Origin of the sequence: Mycobacterium shinjukuense, assembly GCF_010730055.1 — a bacterium.
GTDB classification, from domain to species: domain Bacteria; phylum Actinomycetota; class Actinomycetes; order Mycobacteriales; family Mycobacteriaceae; genus Mycobacterium; species Mycobacterium shinjukuense.
On the sequence record NZ_AP022575.1, the window covers coordinates 1,956,729 to 1,977,474 of the forward strand.

At 68.0% G+C, this 20,746-nt stretch carries 18 protein-coding genes; 5 read left to right on the forward strand and 13 right to left on the reverse strand.

Going from position 1 to position 20,746, the window contains the following annotated elements; translation table 11 throughout:
• Nucleotides 1-564: a TetR/AcrR family transcriptional regulator gene (locus G6N20_RS08560; RefSeq protein WP_083049181.1), complete on the forward strand. Its 564-nt coding sequence runs from the start codon at nt 1-3 to the stop codon at nt 562-564.
• Nucleotides 565-631: 67 nt separating this feature from the next.
• Here G6N20_RS08560 and G6N20_RS08565 read toward each other — a convergent pair whose 3' ends face one another.
• From G6N20_RS08565 to G6N20_RS08590, 6 genes are all read right to left on the reverse strand, one after another.
• Nucleotides 632-823: a helix-turn-helix domain-containing protein gene (locus G6N20_RS08565; protein ID WP_083049242.1), complete on the reverse strand. Its 192-nt coding sequence runs from the start codon at nt 821-823 to the stop codon at nt 632-634.
• A gap of 97 nt (nt 824-920) precedes the next feature.
• Nucleotides 921-2,543, reverse strand: coding sequence for an ABC-F family ATP-binding cassette domain-containing protein (locus tag G6N20_RS08570; RefSeq protein WP_083049183.1), 1,623 nt, complete (start codon nt 2,541-2,543; stop codon nt 921-923).
• 21 nt (nt 2,544-2,564) lie between these two features.
• Complete coding sequence (locus G6N20_RS08575; RefSeq protein WP_372516426.1) at nt 2,565-3,410, reverse strand: enoyl-CoA hydratase; 846 nt, start codon at nt 3,408-3,410, stop codon at nt 2,565-2,567.
• A complete protein-coding gene (trxA, locus tag G6N20_RS08580; RefSeq protein WP_083049188.1) occupies nt 3,407-3,757 on the reverse strand; it encodes a thioredoxin in 351 nt (116 codons plus the stop codon). Before trxA ends, G6N20_RS08575 begins: the two co-directional genes overlap by 4 nt.
• 46 nt (nt 3,758-3,803) lie before the next feature.
• A complete protein-coding gene (locus G6N20_RS08585) occupies nt 3,804-4,166 on the reverse strand; it encodes a thioredoxin family protein (RefSeq protein WP_083049191.1) in 363 nt (120 codons plus the stop codon).
• Nucleotides 4,167-4,181: 15 nt separating this feature from the next.
• Nucleotides 4,182-6,149: a heavy metal translocating P-type ATPase gene (locus G6N20_RS08590; RefSeq protein WP_083049194.1), complete on the reverse strand. Its 1,968-nt coding sequence runs from the start codon at nt 6,147-6,149 to the stop codon at nt 4,182-4,184.
• 253 nt (nt 6,150-6,402) lie between these two features.
• Here G6N20_RS08590 and G6N20_RS08595 point away from each other — a divergent pair, with 253 nt between their 5' ends.
• Both G6N20_RS08595 and G6N20_RS08600 read left to right on the forward strand, forming a co-directional pair.
• On the forward strand, nt 6,403-7,515 hold the full coding sequence (locus G6N20_RS08595) for a PE-PGRS family ubiquitin-binding protein (protein ID WP_083049196.1): 1,113 nt from the start codon (nt 6,403-6,405) through the stop codon (nt 7,513-7,515).
• 106 nt (nt 7,516-7,621) lie between these two features.
• The gene (locus tag G6N20_RS08600) at nt 7,622-9,451 is read left to right on the forward strand and encodes an acyl-CoA dehydrogenase (protein ID WP_083049199.1); all 1,830 of its coding nucleotides are present in this window, start codon (nt 7,622-7,624) and stop codon (nt 9,449-9,451) included.
• A gap of 94 nt (nt 9,452-9,545) precedes the next feature.
• Here the strand turns inward: G6N20_RS08600 and G6N20_RS08605 are convergent, their stop codons facing one another.
• Genes G6N20_RS08605 through G6N20_RS08635 form a run of 7 tightly spaced genes read right to left on the reverse strand, consistent with a single transcriptional unit; the run spans nt 9,546 to nt 18,052 of the window.
• On the reverse strand, nt 9,546-9,893 hold the full coding sequence (locus tag G6N20_RS08605; protein ID WP_083049201.1) for a metal-sulfur cluster assembly factor: 348 nt from the start codon (nt 9,891-9,893) through the stop codon (nt 9,546-9,548).
• Nucleotides 9,868-10,356: a Fe-S cluster assembly sulfur transfer protein SufU gene (gene sufU / locus G6N20_RS08610; protein WP_083049203.1), complete on the reverse strand. Its 489-nt coding sequence runs from the start codon at nt 10,354-10,356 to the stop codon at nt 9,868-9,870. Before sufU ends, G6N20_RS08605 begins: the two co-directional genes overlap by 26 nt.
• Nucleotides 10,353-11,606 (reverse strand): cysteine desulfurase, encoded by a 1,254-nt coding sequence (locus tag G6N20_RS08615; RefSeq protein WP_083049206.1) that lies wholly within the window; start codon nt 11,604-11,606, stop codon nt 10,353-10,355. The genes sufU and G6N20_RS08615 overlap by 4 nt, the downstream gene beginning before the upstream one ends.
• Before the next feature lie 2 nt (nt 11,607-11,608).
• On the reverse strand, nt 11,609-12,385 hold the full coding sequence (sufC, locus tag G6N20_RS08620; RefSeq protein WP_083049208.1) for a Fe-S cluster assembly ATPase SufC: 777 nt from the start codon (nt 12,383-12,385) through the stop codon (nt 11,609-11,611).
• Nucleotides 12,382-13,590: a Fe-S cluster assembly protein SufD gene (sufD, locus tag G6N20_RS08625; RefSeq protein ID WP_083049211.1), complete on the reverse strand. Its 1,209-nt coding sequence runs from the start codon at nt 13,588-13,590 to the stop codon at nt 12,382-12,384. The genes sufC and sufD overlap by 4 nt, the downstream gene beginning before the upstream one ends.
• Nucleotides 13,587-17,258 carry an intein-containing Fe-S cluster assembly protein SufB gene (gene sufB, locus G6N20_RS08630; RefSeq protein WP_083049212.1) on the reverse strand — a complete coding sequence of 1,224 codons (3,672 nt, stop codon included), beginning with the start codon at nt 17,256-17,258 and terminating at the stop codon, nt 13,587-13,589. Before sufB ends, sufD begins: the two co-directional genes overlap by 4 nt.
• Nucleotides 17,255-18,052, reverse strand: a complete 798-nt coding sequence (locus G6N20_RS08635) for a helix-turn-helix transcriptional regulator (protein ID WP_276004505.1) — start codon at nt 18,050-18,052, stop codon at nt 17,255-17,257. The genes sufB and G6N20_RS08635 overlap by 4 nt, the downstream gene beginning before the upstream one ends.
• A gap of 40 nt (nt 18,053-18,092) precedes the next feature.
• Here G6N20_RS08635 and mptB point away from each other — a divergent pair, with 40 nt between their 5' ends.
• Both mptB and G6N20_RS08645 read left to right on the forward strand, forming a co-directional pair.
• Entirely contained in the window at nt 18,093-19,799 is a 1,707-nt protein-coding gene (mptB, locus tag G6N20_RS08640; RefSeq protein ID WP_083049214.1) for a polyprenol phosphomannose-dependent alpha 1,6 mannosyltransferase MptB, read from the forward strand.
• Nucleotides 19,796-20,737 (forward strand): ABC transporter ATP-binding protein, encoded by a 942-nt coding sequence (locus G6N20_RS08645; protein WP_083049215.1) that lies wholly within the window; start codon nt 19,796-19,798, stop codon nt 20,735-20,737. The genes mptB and G6N20_RS08645 overlap by 4 nt, the downstream gene beginning before the upstream one ends.
• Nucleotides 20,738-20,746 lie beyond the last annotated feature (9 nt).

A 20,746-nucleotide genomic window follows, 5' to 3' on the forward strand; every position in this document is an offset into this window, starting at 1 on the left:
GTGCCCAAGGTCAGCGAGGACCGTCTGGCGGCCCGCCGTCGCCAGATCCTCGACGGTGCCCGTCGCTGCTTCGCCGAATACGGCTACGACAAAGCCACGGTCCGGCGCCTGGAACAGGCGATCGGCTTGTCGCGTGGTGCGATCTTTCATCACTTCCGGGACAAGGACGCGCTGTTCCTGGCGCTGGCGCACGAGGACGCGGAGCGGATGGCCGACGTCGCGTCTCGCGAGGGTCTCATCCAGGTGATGCGCGACCTGCTCGCCGCACCCGACCAGTTCGACTGGCTGGCCACCAGGTTGGAGATCGCGCGCAAGCTGCGCACCGACCCCGCGTTCCACCGCGGCTGGGCCGAGCGCTCCGCGGAGCTGGCGGCGGCGACCACCGATCGACTGCGCCGGCAGAAGCAGGCCCACCGGGTACGCGACGACGTGCCCAGCGACGTGCTGCAGTGCTACCTGGATCTGGTTCTCGACGGATTGGTGGCCCGGCTGGCGTCCGGCGAGGACCCGCAGCGGCTCTCCGCCGTCCTGGACCTGGTGGAAAACTCGGTGCGCCGGTCTTAGCCGCGGCGACTGCGAATCTGCCGACGCGACACGCCGTTTCGGCGTCGGCAGAGTCACAGTCGGTACATCACCGCTGCCGAGAACGGTGGTTGGGGCCGCCGCGGCTGCGCATCGTGGTGCCCGACTCGCGCAGCATGCTGTGAACGGATCCGTAGGACCGGCCGGTGGTGGCCGCCAGGTTGCGGATGCTGGCACCGGCCTCATAGGCGTTGCGCAACTCGTGCAACAGCTGATCGCGTGTCTTCGTCGACTTTCGCATCGGTGCCTCCACGCTGTGTCACACCCAGGCACCTACACACCTAGAGTAAGAACCCGCTGCCGTCAAGGGGCTCTTCGACGTACACGCCTGCGGCCCCTCAGGCCAGCTCGATGAGGTCCCGATACTGGTCGGACCAGTAGTCCTCGGTGCCGTCGGGCAACAGCACCACGCGGTGCGGGTCGAGTGCCTCGGCCGCCCCGGGATCGTGGGTCACCAGCACCACCGCGCCCCGATAACCGCGCAGCGCGTCGAGCACCTGCGCCCGGGAGGCCGGGTCGAGGTTGTTGGTCGGTTCGTCCAGCAGCAACACGTTGGCCGCGGAGGCCACCAGGCCGGCCAGCGCGAGCCGGGTCTTCTCCCCGCCCGACAGCGTGCCCGCCCGTTGGTCCAGCTGCGCGCCGCTGAACATGAACGCACCCAGGAGGCCGCGCAGATCCTGCTCACCGGATCCGGGTGCGGCCTGGCGGATGTTCTGCCACACGGTCGCGTCGTCGTCGAGCGTGTCGTGCTCCTGCGCGAAATAGCCGATCCGCAGACCGTGTCCGGGTTCCAGCGCACCGGTGTCGGGTTTCTCTACCCCGGCCAACAATCGCAGCAACGTGGTCTTGCCGGCGCCGTTGAGTCCCAGCACGACCACCCGTGAGCCGCGGTCGATCGCCAGGTCGACGCCGGTGAACACCTCCAGCGACCCGTAGGCCTTGCTCAGCCCGCTGGCTACCAGCGGGGTGCGGCCGCACGCGGCGGGGCTGGGGAATTTGATCCGGGCCACCTTGTCAGCCACCCGCTCCTGGTCGAGCGCCGCGATCATCCGATCGGCGCGGCGCACCATGTTTTGCGCCGCAACGGCTTTGGTCGCCTTAGCGCCCAACTTGGCGGCCTGCGCGCGCAGCGCGGCGGCCTTGCGTTCGGCGTTGGCGCGTTCCCGGCGACGACGCTGCTCATCGGTGGCGCGGGCGTCCAGGTATTTCTGCCAGCCCATGTTGTAGACGTCGACCTCGCCGCGCACCGCGTCGAGAAACCAGACCTTATTGACGACGTCGGCGAGCAAGTCGACGTTGTGGCTGATGATGACCAGCCCGCCGGTGTGTGCCCGCAGGAAATCCCGCAGCCAGCCAATAGAATCCGCGTCCAGGTGATTGGTCGGCTCGTCGAGCAGCAGCGTGGTCGCTGAACCGCTGTCGGAGGCGGCGAACAGGATCCGCGCCAGCTCCACCCGGCGGCGCTGGCCCCCGGACAGCGTGCGCAGTGGCTGCGTCAAGACCCGTTCCGGCAGCCCGAGACTCGCGCAGATTCGGCTGGCCTCGCTTTCGGCGCCGTAGCCGCCCAACGCGACGAAACGCTCCTCGAGCTGACCATAACGGCGGATGGCGCGGTCACGCTCGTCGTCATCGGCGACCTCGGCCAGCAACACCTGCTGCTTCTCCAAGTCGGTGAGCAGCACGTCCAGCCCGCGGGCCGACAGCACCCGATCGCGGGCCAGCACGTCAAGGTCACCCTCTTTGGGATCCTGTGGCAGGTAACCGATTTCGCTGCTGCGGGTGACCGACCCGGCATAGGGCTGCGACTCCCCGGCCAGGAGGCGCAGCGTGGTGGTCTTGCCCGCGCCGTTTCGTCCGACCAGCCCTATCCGATCGCCGGGCTGCACCCGCAGATCGGGGCCGCCGGGTGAGAGCAGGATGCGCGCACCAGCGCGGACCTCGAGGTCCGTGGCGGTGATCACATTCGCTCCCTCCGTGTCGTGCTACTTGTCGTCGGTGAAAACCGGCGGCCGCTTCTCGGCACGCGCGGCAACCGCTTCTTCGAAGTTGGCGGTGAGCAGCCGGACGAAAAGCTGCCCTAGGCCCTCGGCCTGCATGTGCCCCTCCAGGCTGGAAGCGTCCAGTCCACTCCACAGCGTGCGTTTAGTCAACTCGATTCCCGGCCGCGAAAACGCCGCGATCCGGGCGGCGATCGCATAACAGGTGTCCAGCACTTGGCCTTCGGGTACCTGACACGACACCAGCCCGATCCGCTCGGCCTCCTCGGCGGTGACGTCGCGACCGGTCAGCATGATCTCGAACGCCCGCGACGATCCGATGGCCCTGGGCAGCAGATAGCTCAGCCCCAGTTCGCTGGCGGTCAATCCGTTGTTGATTCCGGCGGCCCGAAAGTACGCGGTGGTCGAGGCCACCCGGATGTCGGCGGCCAGCGCCAGGCACAGCCCCCCGCCGATGGCCGGGCCGTTGACGGCGGCGATCACCGGCTGATGTAACCGCCGCAACGCCAGGATGACGTCGTCGAGCAGCTCCATGGAGCGCAGCGCGTAGGTCGGCCGGGTCAGCCGCTCGGTGTGCGGCACCGTGCCCGCGGACTTGTGATCTGCGCCCGAGGAGAATCCTCGACCCGCGCCGGTCAGCACGACCACCCGCACCGAGTTGTCGTAGGTGACCGTTTCGAGGGCCTCTCTGAGCGGCACCATGACGTCGAACGCCATGGAGTTCATCCGCTCGGGCCGGTTGAGGGTGATCAGGGCGATCTCGGGCCGCGGGTGTTCCAGGAGGACCAAACTCACCCTGGCAAAGTAGCGTAAGAAAGCCTGCGGGTTCAGGCGTGTTCGGCCGAAGCGGCGTCCACGTCGTAGGCCTTGAGCTGCCGTACCAGGTCCTCCAGGGCCGCCGGGGGCAGCGCGCCGGCCTGGTTGAACAGCAGCTTGCCCTTCTTGAACGCCATCAGCGTCGGGATGGACCGGATCTGCGCGGCCGCCGCCAGCTCTTGCTCGGCTTCGGTGTCGACCTTGGCGTGCACGACGTCGGGGTGCTTCTCCGACGACGCCTGAAACGTCGGCGCGAATGCCCGACACGGGCCGCACCAGGACGCCCAGAAGTCGACGAGCACCATGTCGTTGCCGTTGACGGTTTCGTTGAACTGTGCGGCGGTCAGGTTGTGGGTGGTCACGTCAGGACCCAACGCCGCGGGCCGGCGTCTTGTTCCGGGGCCGCGATCACAACAGACCCGGCTGGTTCGTGGGGGAGTCGTCCTGGAACTGGTAGGCCCTGAGCTGTCGCACCAGATCGTCCATCACCCGCGGGTTGGCGACGCCGGCTTGCTTGAAGACCAGCTTGCCCTTTTTGAACGCCATCAACGTGGGCAACAGCTGGACCTGGGCGACCTTGACCAGCTCCTGCTCGGTTTCGAAGTTGACCTTGCCGTGCACGATGTCGAAGTGCTTGCGCGCCGACGCCTCATAGGTGGGCGTGAACAGGTCACACGGTGCGCACAGCGGTGCCCAGAAGTAGACCAGCACGTTGGTGTTGGCGTTGACGGTCGAGGTGAAGTTGCGGGCAGTGAGATCTCGGGTGGTCACCGCTCGCCAGCGTACTCAGCGCACGGTCGCCGCTGCCCGCCACGAGCGGTTCGTCAGCAACCGCATGCCGTTGAGGGCAACCAGCACGGTGGATCCCTCGTGACCGGCCACCCCCAACGGCAGCGGCAGCTGCCCGAGCAGGTCCCACACCACCAGCACGCCGATACAGCTGGCCGCGATGGCGAGATTGGCGGTCACCACCCGGCGAGCTTGCCGGGCCAAGCCGATGATCGTCGGGATGGTGTGCAGCTCGTCGCGCACGGTGACGCCGTCGGCGGTCTGCAGCGTGAGGTCGGCGCCGGCGCCCATGGCCACGGCCGTGCGGGCCGTGGCCATGGCGGGGGCGTCGTTGACGCCGTCGCCGACGACGAGCACCCGATGACCGCGGGCCTGCAGGCCACGAACCGCGTCGACCTTCTGCTCGGGCAGCAATGCCGCACGCACATCGGTGATCCCGGCCAGCTGGGCGACCCGTCCGGCGGCGCGTGCGTTGTCACCGGTGAGCAGCACCGGAGGCGCGCAGGTCAGCGCCGTCAGCGACGCGACGGACGCCGCGGCGTCGGGACGAACCCGATCGGTCAGTCCGAGGACACCGACGGCGACGCCGTTCGCCACGACGACGGCGGCGGTGGCGCCCGCGTCCAGCACCGGGGCCAGCTCCGGGAGCCGCGCGCCGCCATAGCCGTGCGGGCTGCACACCTCGACGACATCGCGGCCCACCGTGGCGCGCACCCCGCGGCCCGGCAGCGCGCGGAAGTCTTCGGCCGCGGGGATGCTGATGCCGCGCCCGCGGACCTCCTCGACGATCGCCCGCCCCAGCGGGTGCTCGCTGGATTGTTCTGCGGCGGCGGCCAATTGGAGTAGCCTTTGGGCGCCGACATTGGGTTGCAGCGGTTGCACGGTGGTCAGTCGTGGGGTGCCGCACGTCAGGGTGCCGGTCTTGTCCAGCGCCACCACCGTGGTGTCGGCGAGGCGTTCGACCACCACCGCGGACTTGACCAGCACCCCGTGCCGGCCCGCGTTGGCGATCGCCGACAGCAGCGGCGGCATGGTGGCCAGCACCACCGCGCACGGCGACGCTACGATCATGAACGTCATGGCGCGCAGCAGCACCGGCTGCAGCGGGGCGCCCATCAGCAGCGGGATAGCGATGAGCGCCAGGGTCGCCACCACCACGCCCAGCGAATAGCGCCGCTCGATTTTCTCGACGACCAGCTGTGTTTTGGCCTTGGTTGCCGAGGCCTCAGCCACCAACTCGACGATGCGGGCGACCACGGTCCGCGACGGGTCCCGGGTGACCACCAGCCGCAGCACCCCCGACCCGTTGACGGTGCCGGCGAACACCTCGTCGCCGCGGCTCTTGGCCACCGGCATCGCTTCGCCGGTGATCGAGCGTTGGTCAACCTCGGAGCACCCCGACAGCACCGCGCCGTCGGCGGGTATCCGCTCTCCCGGCCGCACCACCACCCGATCGCCCATCATCAGATCGCCGGCCGGCACCACCTTTTCGTTGCCGTCGCCGTCGATCACCACGGCCTCATCCGGCGCGAGGTCCAACAGGCCTTTGACCGAGTCCGCGGTGTGTTTGGTGGCGACGTCGTCGAGCGCGCCGGAGGTAGCGAAGATCACGATCAGCAGGGCGCCGTCGAAGATCTGCCCGATCGCGACCGCACCGATGGCCGCGACGATCATCAGCAGGTCCACGTCGAGGGCCTTGTTGCGCAATGCCCGCACGCCCGCCCACGCCGAACCCCAGCCGCCGGCCAGATAGCAGCCCAGATACAGCGTCCACCACACCGATTCGGGTGCCCCGTTCAGCTGCGCCGCGAGCCCGGTCAAAAACAGGGCCAACGCTGTCACCGCCCAGCGCACGGAAACCACCGACCACAGAGCGGCCCACCACGTCAACGGCCGGGCGATCGAGCATGCGACACGGTCAACGGAGACCTCGGAGGCGGTCACTTCGAAAGCGGTCAAGGTCATTCCGGCGGCCTCACGGGGCGGGTGGGGGTTCGTCAGGATGAACCGAGTGTAGGGACGCGGCGATCGCCAAAGATCTCGATTGCATTGCGGTATGCGATTGAATTGGTCACTGGCACAAGGCAACCGGGACCGCAACGGCCGCACGCCGGGCCCGGATTCCGCGCCCGTGTCCCCGAAATTGGGTGGCGAAAAGGCAACCACGGCTGCCGAATCACGGTAAGATTTCCCGGTCGCTGACGCTGGGAGGTGCGAGATGTCGTTCGTGGTCGCCAATACGGAATTGGTGTCGGCGGCGGCGGGAAACCTGGCCCGCATCGGGTCGATGCTTGACGCCGCCAACTCGGCGGCGGCGGCCCAGACCACCGCCGTGGCGGCCGCGGGTGCCGACGAGGTGTCGGCCGCGGTCGCGGCGGTCTTCGCCGCGCACGGCCAGTGTTATCAGGCGCTCAGCGCCCAGGCCGCGGCGTTTCACAGCCAGTTCGTGCAAGCCCTGTCCGGCGGCGCGCAGGCGTACGCCGCCGCGGAGGCCACCAACTTTGGCCCCTTGCAGCCGCTATTCGACGTCATCAACGCGCCCACCCTGGCGCTGTTGAACCGTCCACTGATCGGCAACGGCGCCGATGGGACGGCGGCGAACCCCAACGGCCAGGCCGGCGGACTCCTGATCGGCAATGGCGGCAACGGCTTCTCGCCCGCTGCCGGCCCCGGCGGCAACGGCGGCGCCGCCGGACTGCTGGGCCACGGCGGCAACGGCGGCGTGGGCGCCCTGGGCGCGAACGGCGGCGCCGGCGGCGCCGGCGGGTGGCTGTTCGGCAACGGCGGTGCCGGCGGCAATAGCGGCGGCGGCGGCGGCGCCGGCGGTATCGGTGGCTCCGCTGTGCTAATCGGGGCCGGCGGCGCGGGTGGTGTCAGCCCCAACGGCATGGGAGCCGGTGGCTCTGGAGGCAACGGCGGGCTGATTTACGGCAACGGCGGTGCTGGCGCCAGCAGCTTCCTCGGCGGAGGTGGCGGCGGCGGCAGGGCCTTCCTGTTCGGCGACGGTGGTGCCGGCGGGGCAGCCTTATCCGCGGGTAGCGCTGGGCGTGGCGGCGATGCCGGGTTCTTCTATGGCAACGGCGGCGCCGGCGGCAGCGGAGCCGGGGGGGCATCGAGCGCCAACGGCGGGGCCGGCGGCCAGGCCGGGTTGTTTGGCAACGGCGGGGAAGGCGGCGATGGCGGCGCGTTGGGCGGCAACGGCGGCAGCGGTGGCAACGCTCAGCTGATCGGTAACGGCGGCAACGGCGGCGACGGCGGCGGGGCCGGCGCCCCCGGGCTCGGCGGCACGGGCGGGCTGCTGCTCGGCCTGCCCGGCGCGAACGGAACATAGTCGCCGTAAGCCTGCCCTCCCACCGCAGGTTACGGTTGCGTACGTTCTTCCCGCTCGGAGAGACTGGGCCCGATCAGGGCCGATCAGCCACCTGAAGGGAACCGCGTTGGGACACTACATCGCCAATGTCCGCGATCTCGAGTTCAACCTGCTCGAAGTCCTTGATATCGGCGCGGTCCTGGGCACCGGACGCTACAGCGATCTCGACGTCGACACGGTCCGCACCATCTTGGCCGAAGCGGCGCGGCTGGCCGAGGGTCCGATCGCCGAATCCTTCGCCTACGCCGACCGCAACCCCCCGGTCTTCGACCCGGAGACCCACTCCATCAGCGTGCCCGACGAATTGGCCAAGACGGTGGACACCATCAAAGAGGCCGGGTGGTGGCGGCTGGGCCTGGCCGAGGAGATCGGTGGCATGCCCGCGCCGCCGCCGCTGGCATGGGCCGTCAACGAAATGATCTACTGCGCCAACCCGTCGGCATGCTTCTTCAACCTGGGCCCGGTGTTGGCCCAGTCCCTCTACATCGAGGGCAACGAGGAGCAACGCCGGTGGGCGGCCGAGGGAGTGCAGCGCGGCTGGCAGGCCACCATGGTGCTCACCGAACCGGACGCCGGCTCCGACGTCGGTGCCGGACGAACCAAGGCCGTCGAACAACCCGACGGCACCTGGCACATCGAGGGCGTCAAACGGTTCATCTCCGGAGGCGACGTCGGCGACACCGCCGAGAACATTTTCCATCTGGTGTTGGCCCGCCCCGTTGGCGCCGGCCCGGGCACCAAAGGGTTGAGCCTGTTCTACGTTCCCAACTACCTCTTCGACCCCGAGACGTTCGAGCTCGGTGCGCGCAACGGCGTCTATGTCACCGGCCTGGAACACAAGATGGGCTTGAAGTCCTCGCCGACGTGCGAGTTGACGTTCGGGGCCACCGACGTGCCCGCCGTCGGCTACCTCGTCGGCGGCGTGCACGACGGGATCGCGCAGATGTTCACCGTGATCGAGCACGCCCGCATGACCATCGGCGTCAAATCCGCCGGCACCCTGTCGACGGGCTACCTGAACGCGCTGGCCTATGCCAAGGAGCGGGTGCAGGGTGCGGATCTGACCCAGATGACCGACAAGACGGCGCCGCGGGTCACCATCATGCACCACCCCGACGTGCGCCGCAGCCTGATGACCCAAAAGGCCTACGCCGAGGGCCTGCGGGCGCTGTATCTGTACGCCGCCGCGCACCAGGACGACGAAGTCGCCCACCGGGTTTCGGGTGCCGACCACGACATGGCGCATCGCGTGGACGATCTGCTGCTACCCATCGTCAAAGGCGTGGGCTCGGAACGTGCCTACGAGATACTGACCGAGTCCCTGCAGACGCTGGGCGGCTCGGGCTTCTTGACCGACTACCCCATTGAGCAATACATCCGCGACGCCAAGATCGATTCCCTCTACGAGGGCACCACCGCCATCCAGGCGCTGGACTTCTTCTTCCGCAAGATCATTCGCGACCACGGCCAGGCCCTGCAGCATGTGACCGCGCAGATCACGCGCACCATCGACAACGCTGACGAGTCTTTGAAGCCGGTGGCCGAACGGCTGCAAACCGCGCTGGAGGACGTCACCGCGATGACCGGAACCCTGACCGGGCACCTGATGTCCGCCGCGCAACACCCCACGGACATCTACAAGGTGGGGTTGGGTTCGGTGCGATTCCTGCTCGCCGTCGGCGACTTGCTCATCGGCTGGCGACTGCTGGTGCAAGCCGGCGTGGCTCGTGCCGCACTTGCCGCCTCGCCGTCGAAGGCCGACGAGGCGTTCTACCGAGGCAAGATCGCGGTGGCGACCTTCTTCGCCAACAACATGCTGCCGAATCTGACCGGGGTGCGCACCGTCCTGGAAAACATCGACGACGACATCATGCGCGTGCCCGAAGACGCGTTCTGACGCAACCGTTTCGCACGCCACCCGCCGAGCGTGAACTCACGGCGGTATTTTGCCGAATTCTCCGCCCTGACTGCACGTTCGGCGACCCGCGGGTTCACACGGTGAAGCCGAGGGCGCGCAACTGCTCGCGCCCGTCCTCGGTGATCTTGTCCGGGCCCCACGGCGGGTTCCACACCCAGTTGATGCGGATGTCGTCGACCAGACCGCTGCCGACCAACGCGCTGCGCGACTGATCTTCGATGATGTCGGTCAGCGGGCAGGCCGCCGACGTCAGGGTCATGTCGATCAGCGCCACGGTCCCGTCGTCGCCGTCGGCTACCTGCAGGCCGTAAACCAATCCCAGGTCGACGACGTTGATCCCCAGCTCCGGGTCGACGACGTCGCGCATCGCCTCCTCGACATCGGCCAGCAATTCGTCATTGGGTGTGCTGGTTTCGCTCATCCCTGACCTCCTCGACGGCCGCGCCGGCCCGTGCCAGCGCATCCTTGCACGCCAGCCAGCCGAGCAGCGCGCACTTCACCCGTGCCGGGTATTTGGCCACTCCGGCAAACGCTACTCCGTCACCCAGGACATCCTCGTCGCCCTGCACCGCTCCACGCGAAGACACCATGTCGGTGAACGCCGCAATGGTCTTCAGCGCCTCCGGCACGCTCTGACCGATCACCTGCTGGGTGAGCACCGACGTCGACGCCTGGCTGATCGAACAGCCTTGCCCCTCATAGGAAATGTCGGCGACCCTGGTGCCGGCCTCGGATAGCCTGACCCGCAGCGTGACCTCGTCGCCGCAGATCGGGTTGACGTGGTATACCTGGGCGCCGAACGGCTCCCGCAGCCCCCGGTGCTGCGGGTGTTTGTAGTGATCGAGGATCACGTCCTGATAGATCTGCTCCAGCCGCAACGTCAGGCGCTCCCAAAGAAATCCCGGGCCCGTTGCACGCCGGCCACCAAGCGATCCACCTCGTCGGCGGTGTTGTACACCGCGAACGACGCCCGCGCGGTGGCGGCCAGACCGAACCTGCGGTGCAGGGGCAATGCGCAGTGATGCCCAACCCGCACCGCCACGCCGTCGTCGTCGAGCACTTGACCGACGTCATGCGCGTGCACGCCGTCGACGACGAACGCCACCGGCGATCCCCGGTCCCGCATCGACGTGGGTCCGATGATCCGGACGCCGTCGATGCCGGACAGGCCGTCGATGGCCGCGGCCACCAGCTGGCGTTCGTGGGCCTCCACCGCTGCCATGCCGATGGCACTGAGATAGCGGGCCGCGGCCGCCAGCCCGACCACCTGGGAGGTCATCGGGGTACCGGCCTCGAATCGCTGCGGGGGCGCCGCGTAGGTGGTGGCTTCCATGGTCACCGTTTCGATCATCGAACCGCCGGTGAGGAACGCTGGCATCGCGCCCAGCAGCTCGCGACGGCCATACAACACGCCGATTCCGTTGGGGCCTAGCATTTTATGTCCGGAAAACGCCGCTAAATCGACGCCCAGCCCGTGGAGGTCGACCGGCTGGTGGGGCACCGACTGGCAGGCATCCAGCACCGTCAGCGCACCCACCTGCTGGGCGCGTGAAACCAGCTCGCCCACCGGCGTCACCACCCCGGTTACATTGGAATGATGGGTGAACGCAACGACTTTGACACGGTCGTCGAGTCGCAGCGAGTCCAGGTCGATCCGCCCCTCATCGGTCACCCGGTACCAGCGCAACGTGGCCCCGGTGCGCCGGGCCAGCTCCTGCCATGGGATCAGGTTGGCGTGATGCTCCAGCTCGGTGGTGACTATCACGTCGCCGGGGCTGACAGCACGCTCAAAACGGCTGTCCCCCAGCACATATGACACCAGGTTGAGCGCCTCGGTGGCATTTTTGGTGAACACCAGCTCGTCGGCGTCGGCGCCGACGAATGCCGCGATCTCGGCACGCCCCTGCTCGTAGGCGTCGGTCGCCTCCTCCATCAGCTGGTGCGCGCCCCGGTGCACCGCGCCGTTACAGGTGACCAGAAACTCCCGCTCGGCGTCGAGCACCTGCAGCGGGCGCTGCGACGTCGCGCCGGAATCCAGATACGCCAACGGGTTTCCACCGCGCATCACGCGCTTGAGGATGGGGAAATCGGCACGAATCGCCGCCAGGTCGAGCGGGGTCACCGAGGCAGTCATGGCTAGGCCCCGGTTGCGGCCGCTTGAACAAAACGCACGTAGCCGTTCTGGTCGAGCTCGTCGGCCAGCTCCGACCCCCCGGATTCGGCGATCCGCCCGCCGACGAACACGTGCACGTATTCCGGGTGGATATAGCGCAGGATGCGGGTGTAGTGCGTGATCAACAGGATGCCGCCATGCTCGGATTCGGCGTAGCGGTTCACCCCCTCGCTGACCACCCGCAGCGCGTCGACGTCCAGGCCGGAGTCGGTCTCGTCGAGGATGGCGATCTTGGGTTTGAGCAGCTCCAGCTGCAGGATCTCGTGGCGTTTCTTCTCGCCGCCGGAGAAACCCTCGTTGACGCTGCGTTCGGCGAACGCCGGGTCGATGTCGAGCGCGGCCATCGCGGTCTTGACCTCTTTGACCCAGTGCCGCAGCTTCGGTGGCTCACCGCGGAGCGCCGTGGCCGCCGAGCGCAGGAAGTTCGACACCGAGACGCCTGGCACCTCGACGGGATATTGCATCGCCAGGAACAGTCCGGCGCGGGCGCGTTCGTCCACGCTCATCGCCAGCACGTCGGCCCCGTCCAGGGTGATGGATCCCGACGTCACTTGGTATTTGGGGTGACCCGCGATGGCATAGGACAGCGTGGACTTGCCCGAGCCGTTGGGGCCCATCAAGGCATGAATCTCACCGGATTTCACGGTCAGATCGACGCCGCGCAGGATGGGGATCTCCTGGTCCCCGTCCGCCGGGTTGGCGACGCTGACGTGCAGATCTTTGATTTCCAGGGTTGTCATGAGGCGGTCACCTTTTCGGTTGCCTTTGATTCCGTGATGGCCAATTCGTGTTCGATGGCGGCGGTCAGGCGCTGTCGCACCTCGGGCACCTCGATCTTGGAGATGATCTCACCGAAGAAGCCGCGGATCACCAGTCGGCGAGCCTGCTCCTCGGGGATGCCGCGGGAACGCAGGTAAAACAGCTGCTCGTCGTCGAAACGCCCAGTCGCGCTGGCGTGTCCGGCGCCGACGATCTCGCCGGTCTCGATCTCCAGGTTGGGCACCGAATCGGCACGGGCGCCGTCGGTGAGCACCAGGTTGCGGTTTACCTCGAAGGTGTCGGTGCCGGTGGCCTGCGCGCGGATCAGAACGTCACCCACCCAGACGGTGTGCGCGTCGGGCAGCGACGAGGCCGGGTCCCCTTGCAGCGCACCCTTGTACAGCACGTTCGATCGGCAATCGGGGTGGGCGTGGTCGACCAGCAGCCGCGACTCGAGGTGCTGGCCGTCATCGGCGAAGTACAGGCCCAGCAGTTCGGCGTCGCCGCCGGGGGCACAAAACCGCACGCCCGCCGACATCCGAACCAGCTCGCCGCCCAGCATGACGGTGAGGTGGCGCAGCACCGCGTCCTTACCGAGCCGGGCGTGGTGCGCGCTGAGGTGGACGGTGTCATCGGCCCAGTCGGCGATCCACACGACGGTCAGCCGGGCGGCGTCGTCGACGACGAACTCCACGTTGTCGGCGTAGGTTCCGTTGCCGCGGTTGTCGATCACCACCACGGCCGTGCCGAGCTCGTCGACCCGGATCTGCAGATGCCCGTAGGCCACCGCGCCTTCGCCGGGACCGGTGATGGTGATGTTCACCGGCTCGGGGGTGTCACCCGCGACGGTGACCACGGTGGCCGAGTTGAACGACGAAAAGGCCTGGGCGGCAACCCGGTCGGCGGGCACGCCGCCCTGCCCCAACCGCTCGTCACCGCGGCGCACCGTCTCCACCCGCACGCCGGACCGCTCGCTGACGCTGATCGTGGCGCTACCGGTGGCCCGCGCCGAGCCGTCGTGCAGGCCGCGCAGCCGCCGCAGCGGGGTGAACCGCCAGATTTCGTCGCGGCCGTGCGGAACCTCGAAGGCGTCGACGTCAAAGGAGGCGAACAGCTCTCCCTTATTCACAGCAGCCTTCAAATCGGCGGATGTCACAGCGGCCGAGGTCACGCGCGCCGCTGTCATCCGACCGCGCCCTCCATCTGCAGCTCGATCAGCCGGTTGAGCTCCAGGGCGTATTCCATGGGCAGTTCCTTGGCGATCGGCTCGACGAAGCCGCGCACCACCATGGCCATCGCCTCGTCCTCGGTGAGCCCGCGGCTCATCAGGTAGAACAGCTGGTTCTCGCTGACCTTGGACACGGTGGCCTCGTGGCCCATCGTGACGTCGTCCTCGCGGATATCGACGTACGGGTAGGTGTCGCTGCGGCTGATCGTATCAACTAGCAGCGCATCGCATTTCACGCTGGAGCGGGATCCTTGTGCCCCTTTGTTGACCTGTACCAGGCCACGGTAGGAGGTGCGGCCACCGCCGCGGGCCACCGACTTGGACACGATGTTGCTCGACGTGTTGGGCGCCAGGTGCAGCATTTTGGCACCGGTGTCCTGGTGCTGGTCTTCGCCGGCGAACGCCACCGACAACACCTCGCCCTTGGCGTGCTCGCCGGTCATCCAGACCGACGGATATTTCATGGTCACCTTGGACCCGATGTTGCCGTCGATCCACTCCATGGTGGCGCCGGCTTCGGCGCGGGCCCGCTTGGTCACCAGGTTGTAGACGTTGGTCGACCAGTTCTGGATCGTGGTGTAACGCACGCGCGCATGCGGTTTCACGATGATCTCGACCACCGCGGAGTGCAGCGAGTCCGATTTGTAGATGGGCGCGGTGCAGTTGTGTACGGCGAACCCGTAGGCGAGGTAGCTGTCGGGTTCCTCGACATCGAGGTTGTAGACGGGCTCATGCGCTTCGCGGACCGCTCGCTTTTTGATCGGTACCGCGAAGTAGTCGCCGCAGTCGCGGACCTGTCGGGCGCCGTGGCCGCCCTCGGTCCACTGCACCTGGTAGATGTCTTTGCGAACGACGTTGCGGCCCATGATCACACCGGGGCCGCCCGGTCGGCGCAGTTCAACAGTGGCGTAGTGACCCAGACGCGCCAGGATCGACTGCAACTGGAACGCCCACACGCGCGACGTGGTGTGCACGCGCTTCCAGTCAACGCCACCGCGCCGGGTGACGTTGCCGTCTCCCTTGACATAGGCGTCCACCAGTTCTCGCAGGAATGTCTCGTCCTGACGCATCACGAGATCCGACAGCTTCTTCTTCGACGACCCGATGCCGACGTTGTCGCGCATCGCCGCATAGCCCGCCTTCGTGTACACGGTGACGCGGGCCGAATGCTTGTGCTCCTCGATCAATACCGATCCCGACTTCTCGTACAGCGATTTGCACGCTTGGCGCACATCCTCGACGTACTCGAACTCATCGGCGTGGAAGGAGAAGATCAGCGACTCATAGCCATTGGTGAGACACGCGTGACCCTCGGCCAGGTAGTAGCCCGCCAGGCGCGCAAACTCGGGCGGCAAAACCGTCCTGTGGGGGATCGGTTTCGGCTTGGGGTAGATCAGGAAGTCGCCCTCGGCCACGTTCTTGGCCGCGATCCACCGCGGCTCGGCACGACGCAGCTTGGTGCTGTTGACTTCAGCCGTCCACCCGCTGCGCTCCTTGCGCGCGCGCACCTCGTCACGCGGAACGACAAGCAGGGGATGCTCAGCCGTGACGGAGAACCTATTGGCGGGCGACATCGGCGTGAAGCTGAACAGCTCGCCGTTGAGGTCGCGCATCTGCACGGCGGTCACCCGATGCGGCCGCCCGTCGTGGCCAGTGACGAAGTCACCGACGCGAATCGACTCGATGGGCCGCAGGTTGCCGTCGGCGGTCGTGATGAGCTCGCCGGCGGGCAGGCAGCCCTCCACGTAGTGCACGTAAGAGCCCTCATCGGCGATGATCAGCGTTCGCTCGAACTGGCCCATGTTCTCGGTGTTGATCCGGAAGTAGGCCTGCAGCGGAATGTCGACGTGGACGCCGGGCGGGACATAAATAAAGGACCCGCCACTCCACACTGCTGTATTCAACGCAGAAAACTTATTATCGCCAGCAGGAATTACCGAACCGAAATACTGCTTGAAGATGTCCGGATGTTCCCGCAATCCGGTGTCGGTGTCGAGGAAGATGACTCCTTGCTTTTCAAGGTCTTCCCGGATCTGGTGGTAAACGACCTCGGAGTTATGCACCACCAGGCCTTCGGCGATGAAGTTGTGCGGGCCGTCGACCTCGATGTCGTATACCGGCTCGACGGCGTGCGGCTCGATCGCCTTGACCCGCTCGAAGCCGAGCCAATCGTTACCGTGTGCCCGGATGGTCATCCCCTGTGCACCGTTGGACGAATGCATGTAGCGGCGACGACCAAGGCGCTCGGTTCGCTTCGGGTTGCGGCATCCGAGGCGCTCGAAATCACCGGAAATACCCAGCCGCCAAGCAATCTGCATACGCTCGGGCGCGTGCCGGTACGGTTGGGTGAACGACCACGGCCCGCCCGCGCGCAGCCCGGCCAGCTCGGCCAGCTCGCGAGCCTGACCGATCAGGGGTTCATTGGCGCAGGTCAGCAAGATCGAACCACTCTCGTCCGGACCCACGTAGCCGTCGGCGTCGACCCAGCCACCGAGAAATGCCAGCCGCTGATCGACCGGCAATCCGTAGACCCAATCGGGCACCCGCTTAGTCAGCGACAATCCGCCGAACCCCAGCGCAACGATCCACTCAGTCAACGCCTTGGAGTTCACGACCACTCGGTACTGGTCAGCCGCAATGCAACGCAGGCCGAATAGGTTCTTCACCACCCGGGTCAACTCGGCCCGCAGCTCGACATCGGTTGCGGGGATAGCGAACTGAACGCGGTAGGTCTTGGTCGACAGATGAATGTTGCCGTCGCCGATGTAGAGGCCCAGCAGCCACATCAGGTCGATGGAAGTCGCCGCCGGAGCGGTCAACCCGGCAACGGTCGGAAGTTCAACAGCGACACCAAAATCGGGAACGGTCCGCGGCACCGCAATGAAGTCGCCCGCCTTGATCTCGCCCACAGTGACCCAACGTCGGGCATACCGGGGGCGCCGGCGGCCCTTCGTGCGCTCGTCACGCAGCACCAGCATCGGGTGATTGGCGGTCGCCCGGATGCTGCGCCGGGTGGTCGTGACGGCATAAGTAAGCCGGGTGTCGGTCTGCGCTGCCGCCTTAACCGGCGCCACCACAAATCGTTCGGCCTCCTCGTCGTAGGCGAACACCCGGTCTCCGTACCCGATCTCCTTGATCGGGACCTGGCCGCGGTTGGCGGTCCACACCAAGCTGTCACCCGCCAGGCATTCGTACTGCGCGGCGACACCGGCCACCAACCGCTGCTTCTCGGCCTCCGGGATGCCCAGCCGGTCGTAGGTGTTGCGGATGTCTTCGGGCAGTTCATCCCAGCTCGCGGCCTGCTTTTCGGTGGAGCGCACAAAGTATTTGATGTTGTCAAAGTCGATGGCGTCGAGGTTGGCTCCCCAGCGCGGCATGGGCTTGCGCTCGAAGATGCGCAGCGCCTTCAGCCGGTTCTGCAGCATCCATTCGGGCTCGTTTTTCTTCGCGGAGATGTCACGGACAACCGCCTCGGACAGACCACGCTGCGCGCTGGCGCCGGCGACGTCGGAGTCCGCCCAGCCGTATTCGTACCGACCCAGCGAGGCGATTGCCTCTTCCTGCGTCAGCGCCGCCCGCGCGGGGGGCTCGGCAACGGTCTTGTTGGCCTCTGGCGTGAGTGTCATCGGGACGCTCCTCTGGTGCTCGTGATGTGCGGGCGCGGGCTGAACGCCGGGGTCAGGGGGACATGGGTGGTGCAGGCGCAGTCTCCGTTGACGATGGTCGCCAACCGCTGCACGTGGGTGCCGAGCACCTCGGCCATCGCCTGCTGCTCGGCTTCGCACAACTCGGGGAATTCCTCGGCGACGTGGGACACCGGGCAGTGATGCTGGCAGATTTGCACGCCGTGGATCGGCCCGCCCACCCGGGTGGTGGTGGCGACGTAGCCGGCCTTGGTGAGCGCGCCGGCGATCCGCTCGGCCGCCGCTTCGACCGCGGCATCGTCGGGACCGTCGGCCGGCGCGACATCGGCCAGGATCGCGTCGATGCGGCGCCGCGCGAACGCCCGCACCGCCTCCTCGCCGCCGATCTCCCGCAGTTGGCGCATGGCCGCGGACGCCAGGTCATCATAGGAGTGGTCGAGCTTGGCCCGGCCGGCCGCGGTCAGCCGGTAGCGCTTGGCGGGCCGGCCGCGGCCCACCTGCTGCCACGGCGCGGCCGCCGAGGACTCGGCGTCGCCCGCCTCGATCAGCGCGTCCAGATGACGCCGCACCCCGGCGGCCGACAGGCCCAAGCGGGTGCCGATCTCACCGGCGGTGATCGATCCGGACTCGAGCAGCAGGCGCACCACCGCGCGACGGGTGCGACGATCCGGCGCCGAGCCGGGGACGGTCGCAGGGGCGGCCGGGATTTTCACAACACTAGTGTGACGCAATTCCAGCGATCGGTCTACCAAGGGTGCCCTCTGCCCTCTGCGCAGGGTTGCGCTGGTCACATGCTGCGACGGCTACGCTGCTCTGATGGCAGCCCGCCAGCACAGTCTGAGCTCGTCGATCGCCAGCCTGCACGGCGACGAGCAGACGGTGGGCTCGCCGCTGACCGCCACCGAGCTCACCGCGGTTGCGCGTACCCGGCTGTTCGGCGCCACCGGCACCGTCCTGATGGGCATCGGCGCCCTAGGTGCTGGGGCGCGGCCCGTCGTCCAGGACCCCACCTTCGGGGTCCGCCTGCTCAACCTGCCCTCGCGAATCCAGACGGTGTCGCTGACCATGACCACCACCGGGGCGGTCATGATGGCGCTGGCCTGGCTGATGCTGGGCCGGTTCGCGCTGGGCAAGCGGCGGATGTCGCGCGGCGAGCTGGACCGCACCCTGCTGTTGTGGATGCTGCCGCTGCTGATCACGCCGCCGATGTACAGCAAGGACGTCTACTCCTACCTGGCCCAAAGTGAGATCGGCCGGGACGGCCTGGACCCCTATCGGGTGGGTCCGGCCTCCGGCTTGGGACTCGGCCACGTGTTCACGCTGTCGGTGCCCAGCCTGTGGCGGGAGACGCCGGCGCCCTACGGCCCGCTGTTCTTGTGGATCGGCCGCGGAATCTCCGCGCTGACCGGGGACAACATCGTCGCCGCCGTGCTGTGTCACCGATTGGTGGTGTTGATCGGTGTGGCCTTGATCGTGTGGGCCACTCCCAGGCTAGCCGGGCGCTGCGGCGTCGCCGAGGTCAGCGCGCTGTGGCTGGGCGCGGCCAATCCGCTGCTGATCATGCACCTGGTCGCCGGCATCCACAACGAGGCGCTGATGCTCGGGCCGATGCTGGCCGGCGTGGAGTTCGCGTTGCGCGGTGTCGACGCGCCACAACTGTTGCCGGCGTCGTGGCGGTCCATCCGGGATTGGCATCCGCTGGGCATGCTGCTGGCCGGTTCGGTCCTGATCGTGCTGTCATCACAGGTCAAGCTGCCATCGCTGCTGGCGCTGGGCTTCGTCACGATGGCGCTGGCAAACCGCTGGGGCGGCACCCTGCGATCCCTGCTGCTGGTCGGCGGTGCGATGGCGGGGTTGTCGTTGGCGGTGATGGCCGGCGTCGGCTGGGCCAGTGGACTCGGGTTCGGCTGGGTCTACACGCTGGGCACCGCCAACGTGGTGCGCAGTTGGATGTCGCCGCCGACCCTGCTGGCCCTGGGCACCGGCCAGGTGGGCATCCTGCTGCGCCTGGGCGATCACACCACCGCCGTGCTGTCGCTGACCCGCGGCATCGGCGTGCTGATCATCACGGTGCTGGTCTCCTGGCTGCTGCTGGCCGTCTTGCGCGGCCGGCTGCACCCGGTCGGCGGCCTGGGCGTCGCGCTGGCCGTCACGGTGTTGCTGTTTCCCGTCGTGCAGCCCTGGTACCTGCTGTGGGCCATCATCCCGCTGGCCGCCTGGGCGACCCGCACCGGATTCCGGGTGGCGGCGATCGTGGTCACCCTCATCGTCGGCATTTTCGGGCCCACGGCCAACGGCGACCGTTTCGCGCTGTTCCAGATCGTCGACGCCACGCTGGCCAGCGCCATCATCGTGGTGGTGCTCATCGCGCTGACCTACACCCGGTTGCCGTGGCGACCGCTGCCGGCCGAGGACGGCGAACCCGACCGGCAAGCGGTCACCGACGCGCTGCCGGGCCCGCAGACCCGGCGGGCCACCACTCGTCCCAAGGCGGCACCCGACGCCTACGCTGACTCCACGTGAGCTCGGCCCCCAAGGTCCCCGACGTGGTTGTCACGCTGCGCGGGGTGTGCAAGCGATACGGGTCGCTGACGGCCGTCGCCAACCTCGATCTGGACGTGCACGCCGCCGAAGTGATGGCCCTGCTCGGCCCCAACGGCGCGGGGAAGACGACAACCGTCGAGATGTGCGAGGGGTTCGTCCGCCCCGACGCCGGCACCATCACGGTGCTGGGACTCGACCCGATCGCCGACAACGCGAAGCTGCGCGCCCGCATCGGTGTGATGTTGCAGGGCGGCGGCGGCTACCCCGCGGCCCGCGCCGGCGAAATGCTGAACCTGGTGGCGTCCTACGCCGCCGACCCGCTGGATCCCCGGTGGCTGCTGGCCACCCTGGGGCTCACCGACGCCGCCCGCACCACCTATCGACGGCTGTCCGGGGGGCAACAGCAGCGGCTCGCGCTGGCCTGTGCGCTGGTCGGCCGTCCCGAGCTGGTGTTCCTCGACGAGCCCACCGCCGGTCTGGATGCCCACGCCCGGCTGCTGGTGTGGGAGCTGATCGACGCGCTGCGCCGCGACGGCGTGACCGTGGTACTGACCACCCATCAGCTCAAGGAGGCCGAGGAACTCGCCGACCGGCTGGTGATCATCGACCACGGGGTGCCGGTGGCCGCGGGAACACCGGCCGAACTGATGCGCAGCGGCGCCAAGGACCAGGTGCGGTTCACCGCGCCGCCGCGGCTGGACCTGTCGCTGCTGGCCGCCGCGCTGCCGGAGGACTACCAGGCCAGCGAGGTGACGCCGGGCGAGTACCTGGTCGAGGGTCCGGTCGACCCGCAGGTGCTGGCCACGGTCATGGCGTGGTGCGCGCAAATCGACGTGCTGGCCACCGACCTGCGCGTCGAGCAGCGCAGCCTAGAGGATGTGTTCCTGGATCTCACCGGCAGGAGGTTGCGGCCGTGACCCCTGATG

Bases quoted from the DNA above. Each gene is read 5' to 3' on its own strand.
- G6N20_RS08565 (WP_083049242.1), bottom strand. From the start codon at position 823: ATGCGAAAGTCGACGAAGACACGCGATCAGCTGTTGCACGAGTTGCGC.
- G6N20_RS08590 (WP_083049194.1), bottom strand. From the start codon at position 6,149: ATGACCTTGACCGCTTTCGAAGTGACCGCCTCCGAGGTCTCCGTTGAC.
- G6N20_RS08595 (WP_083049196.1), top strand. From the start codon at position 6,403: ATGTCGTTCGTGGTCGCCAATACGGAATTGGTGTCGGCGGCGGCGGGA.
- G6N20_RS08605 (WP_083049201.1), bottom strand. From the start codon at position 9,893: ATGAGCGAAACCAGCACACCCAATGACGAATTGCTGGCCGATGTCGAG.
- G6N20_RS08615 (WP_083049206.1), bottom strand. From the start codon at position 11,606: ATGACTGCCTCGGTGACCCCGCTCGACCTGGCGGCGATTCGTGCCGAT.
- sufC (WP_083049208.1), bottom strand. From the start codon at position 12,385: ATGACAACCCTGGAAATCAAAGATCTGCACGTCAGCGTCGCCAACCCG.
- sufD (WP_083049211.1), bottom strand. From the start codon at position 13,590: ATGACAGCGGCGCGCGTGACCTCGGCCGCTGTGACATCCGCCGATTTG.
- sufB (WP_083049212.1), bottom strand. From the start codon at position 17,258: ATGACACTCACGCCAGAGGCCAACAAGACCGTTGCCGAGCCCCCCGCG.
- mptB (WP_083049214.1), top strand. From the start codon at position 18,093: ATGGCAGCCCGCCAGCACAGTCTGAGCTCGTCGATCGCCAGCCTGCAC.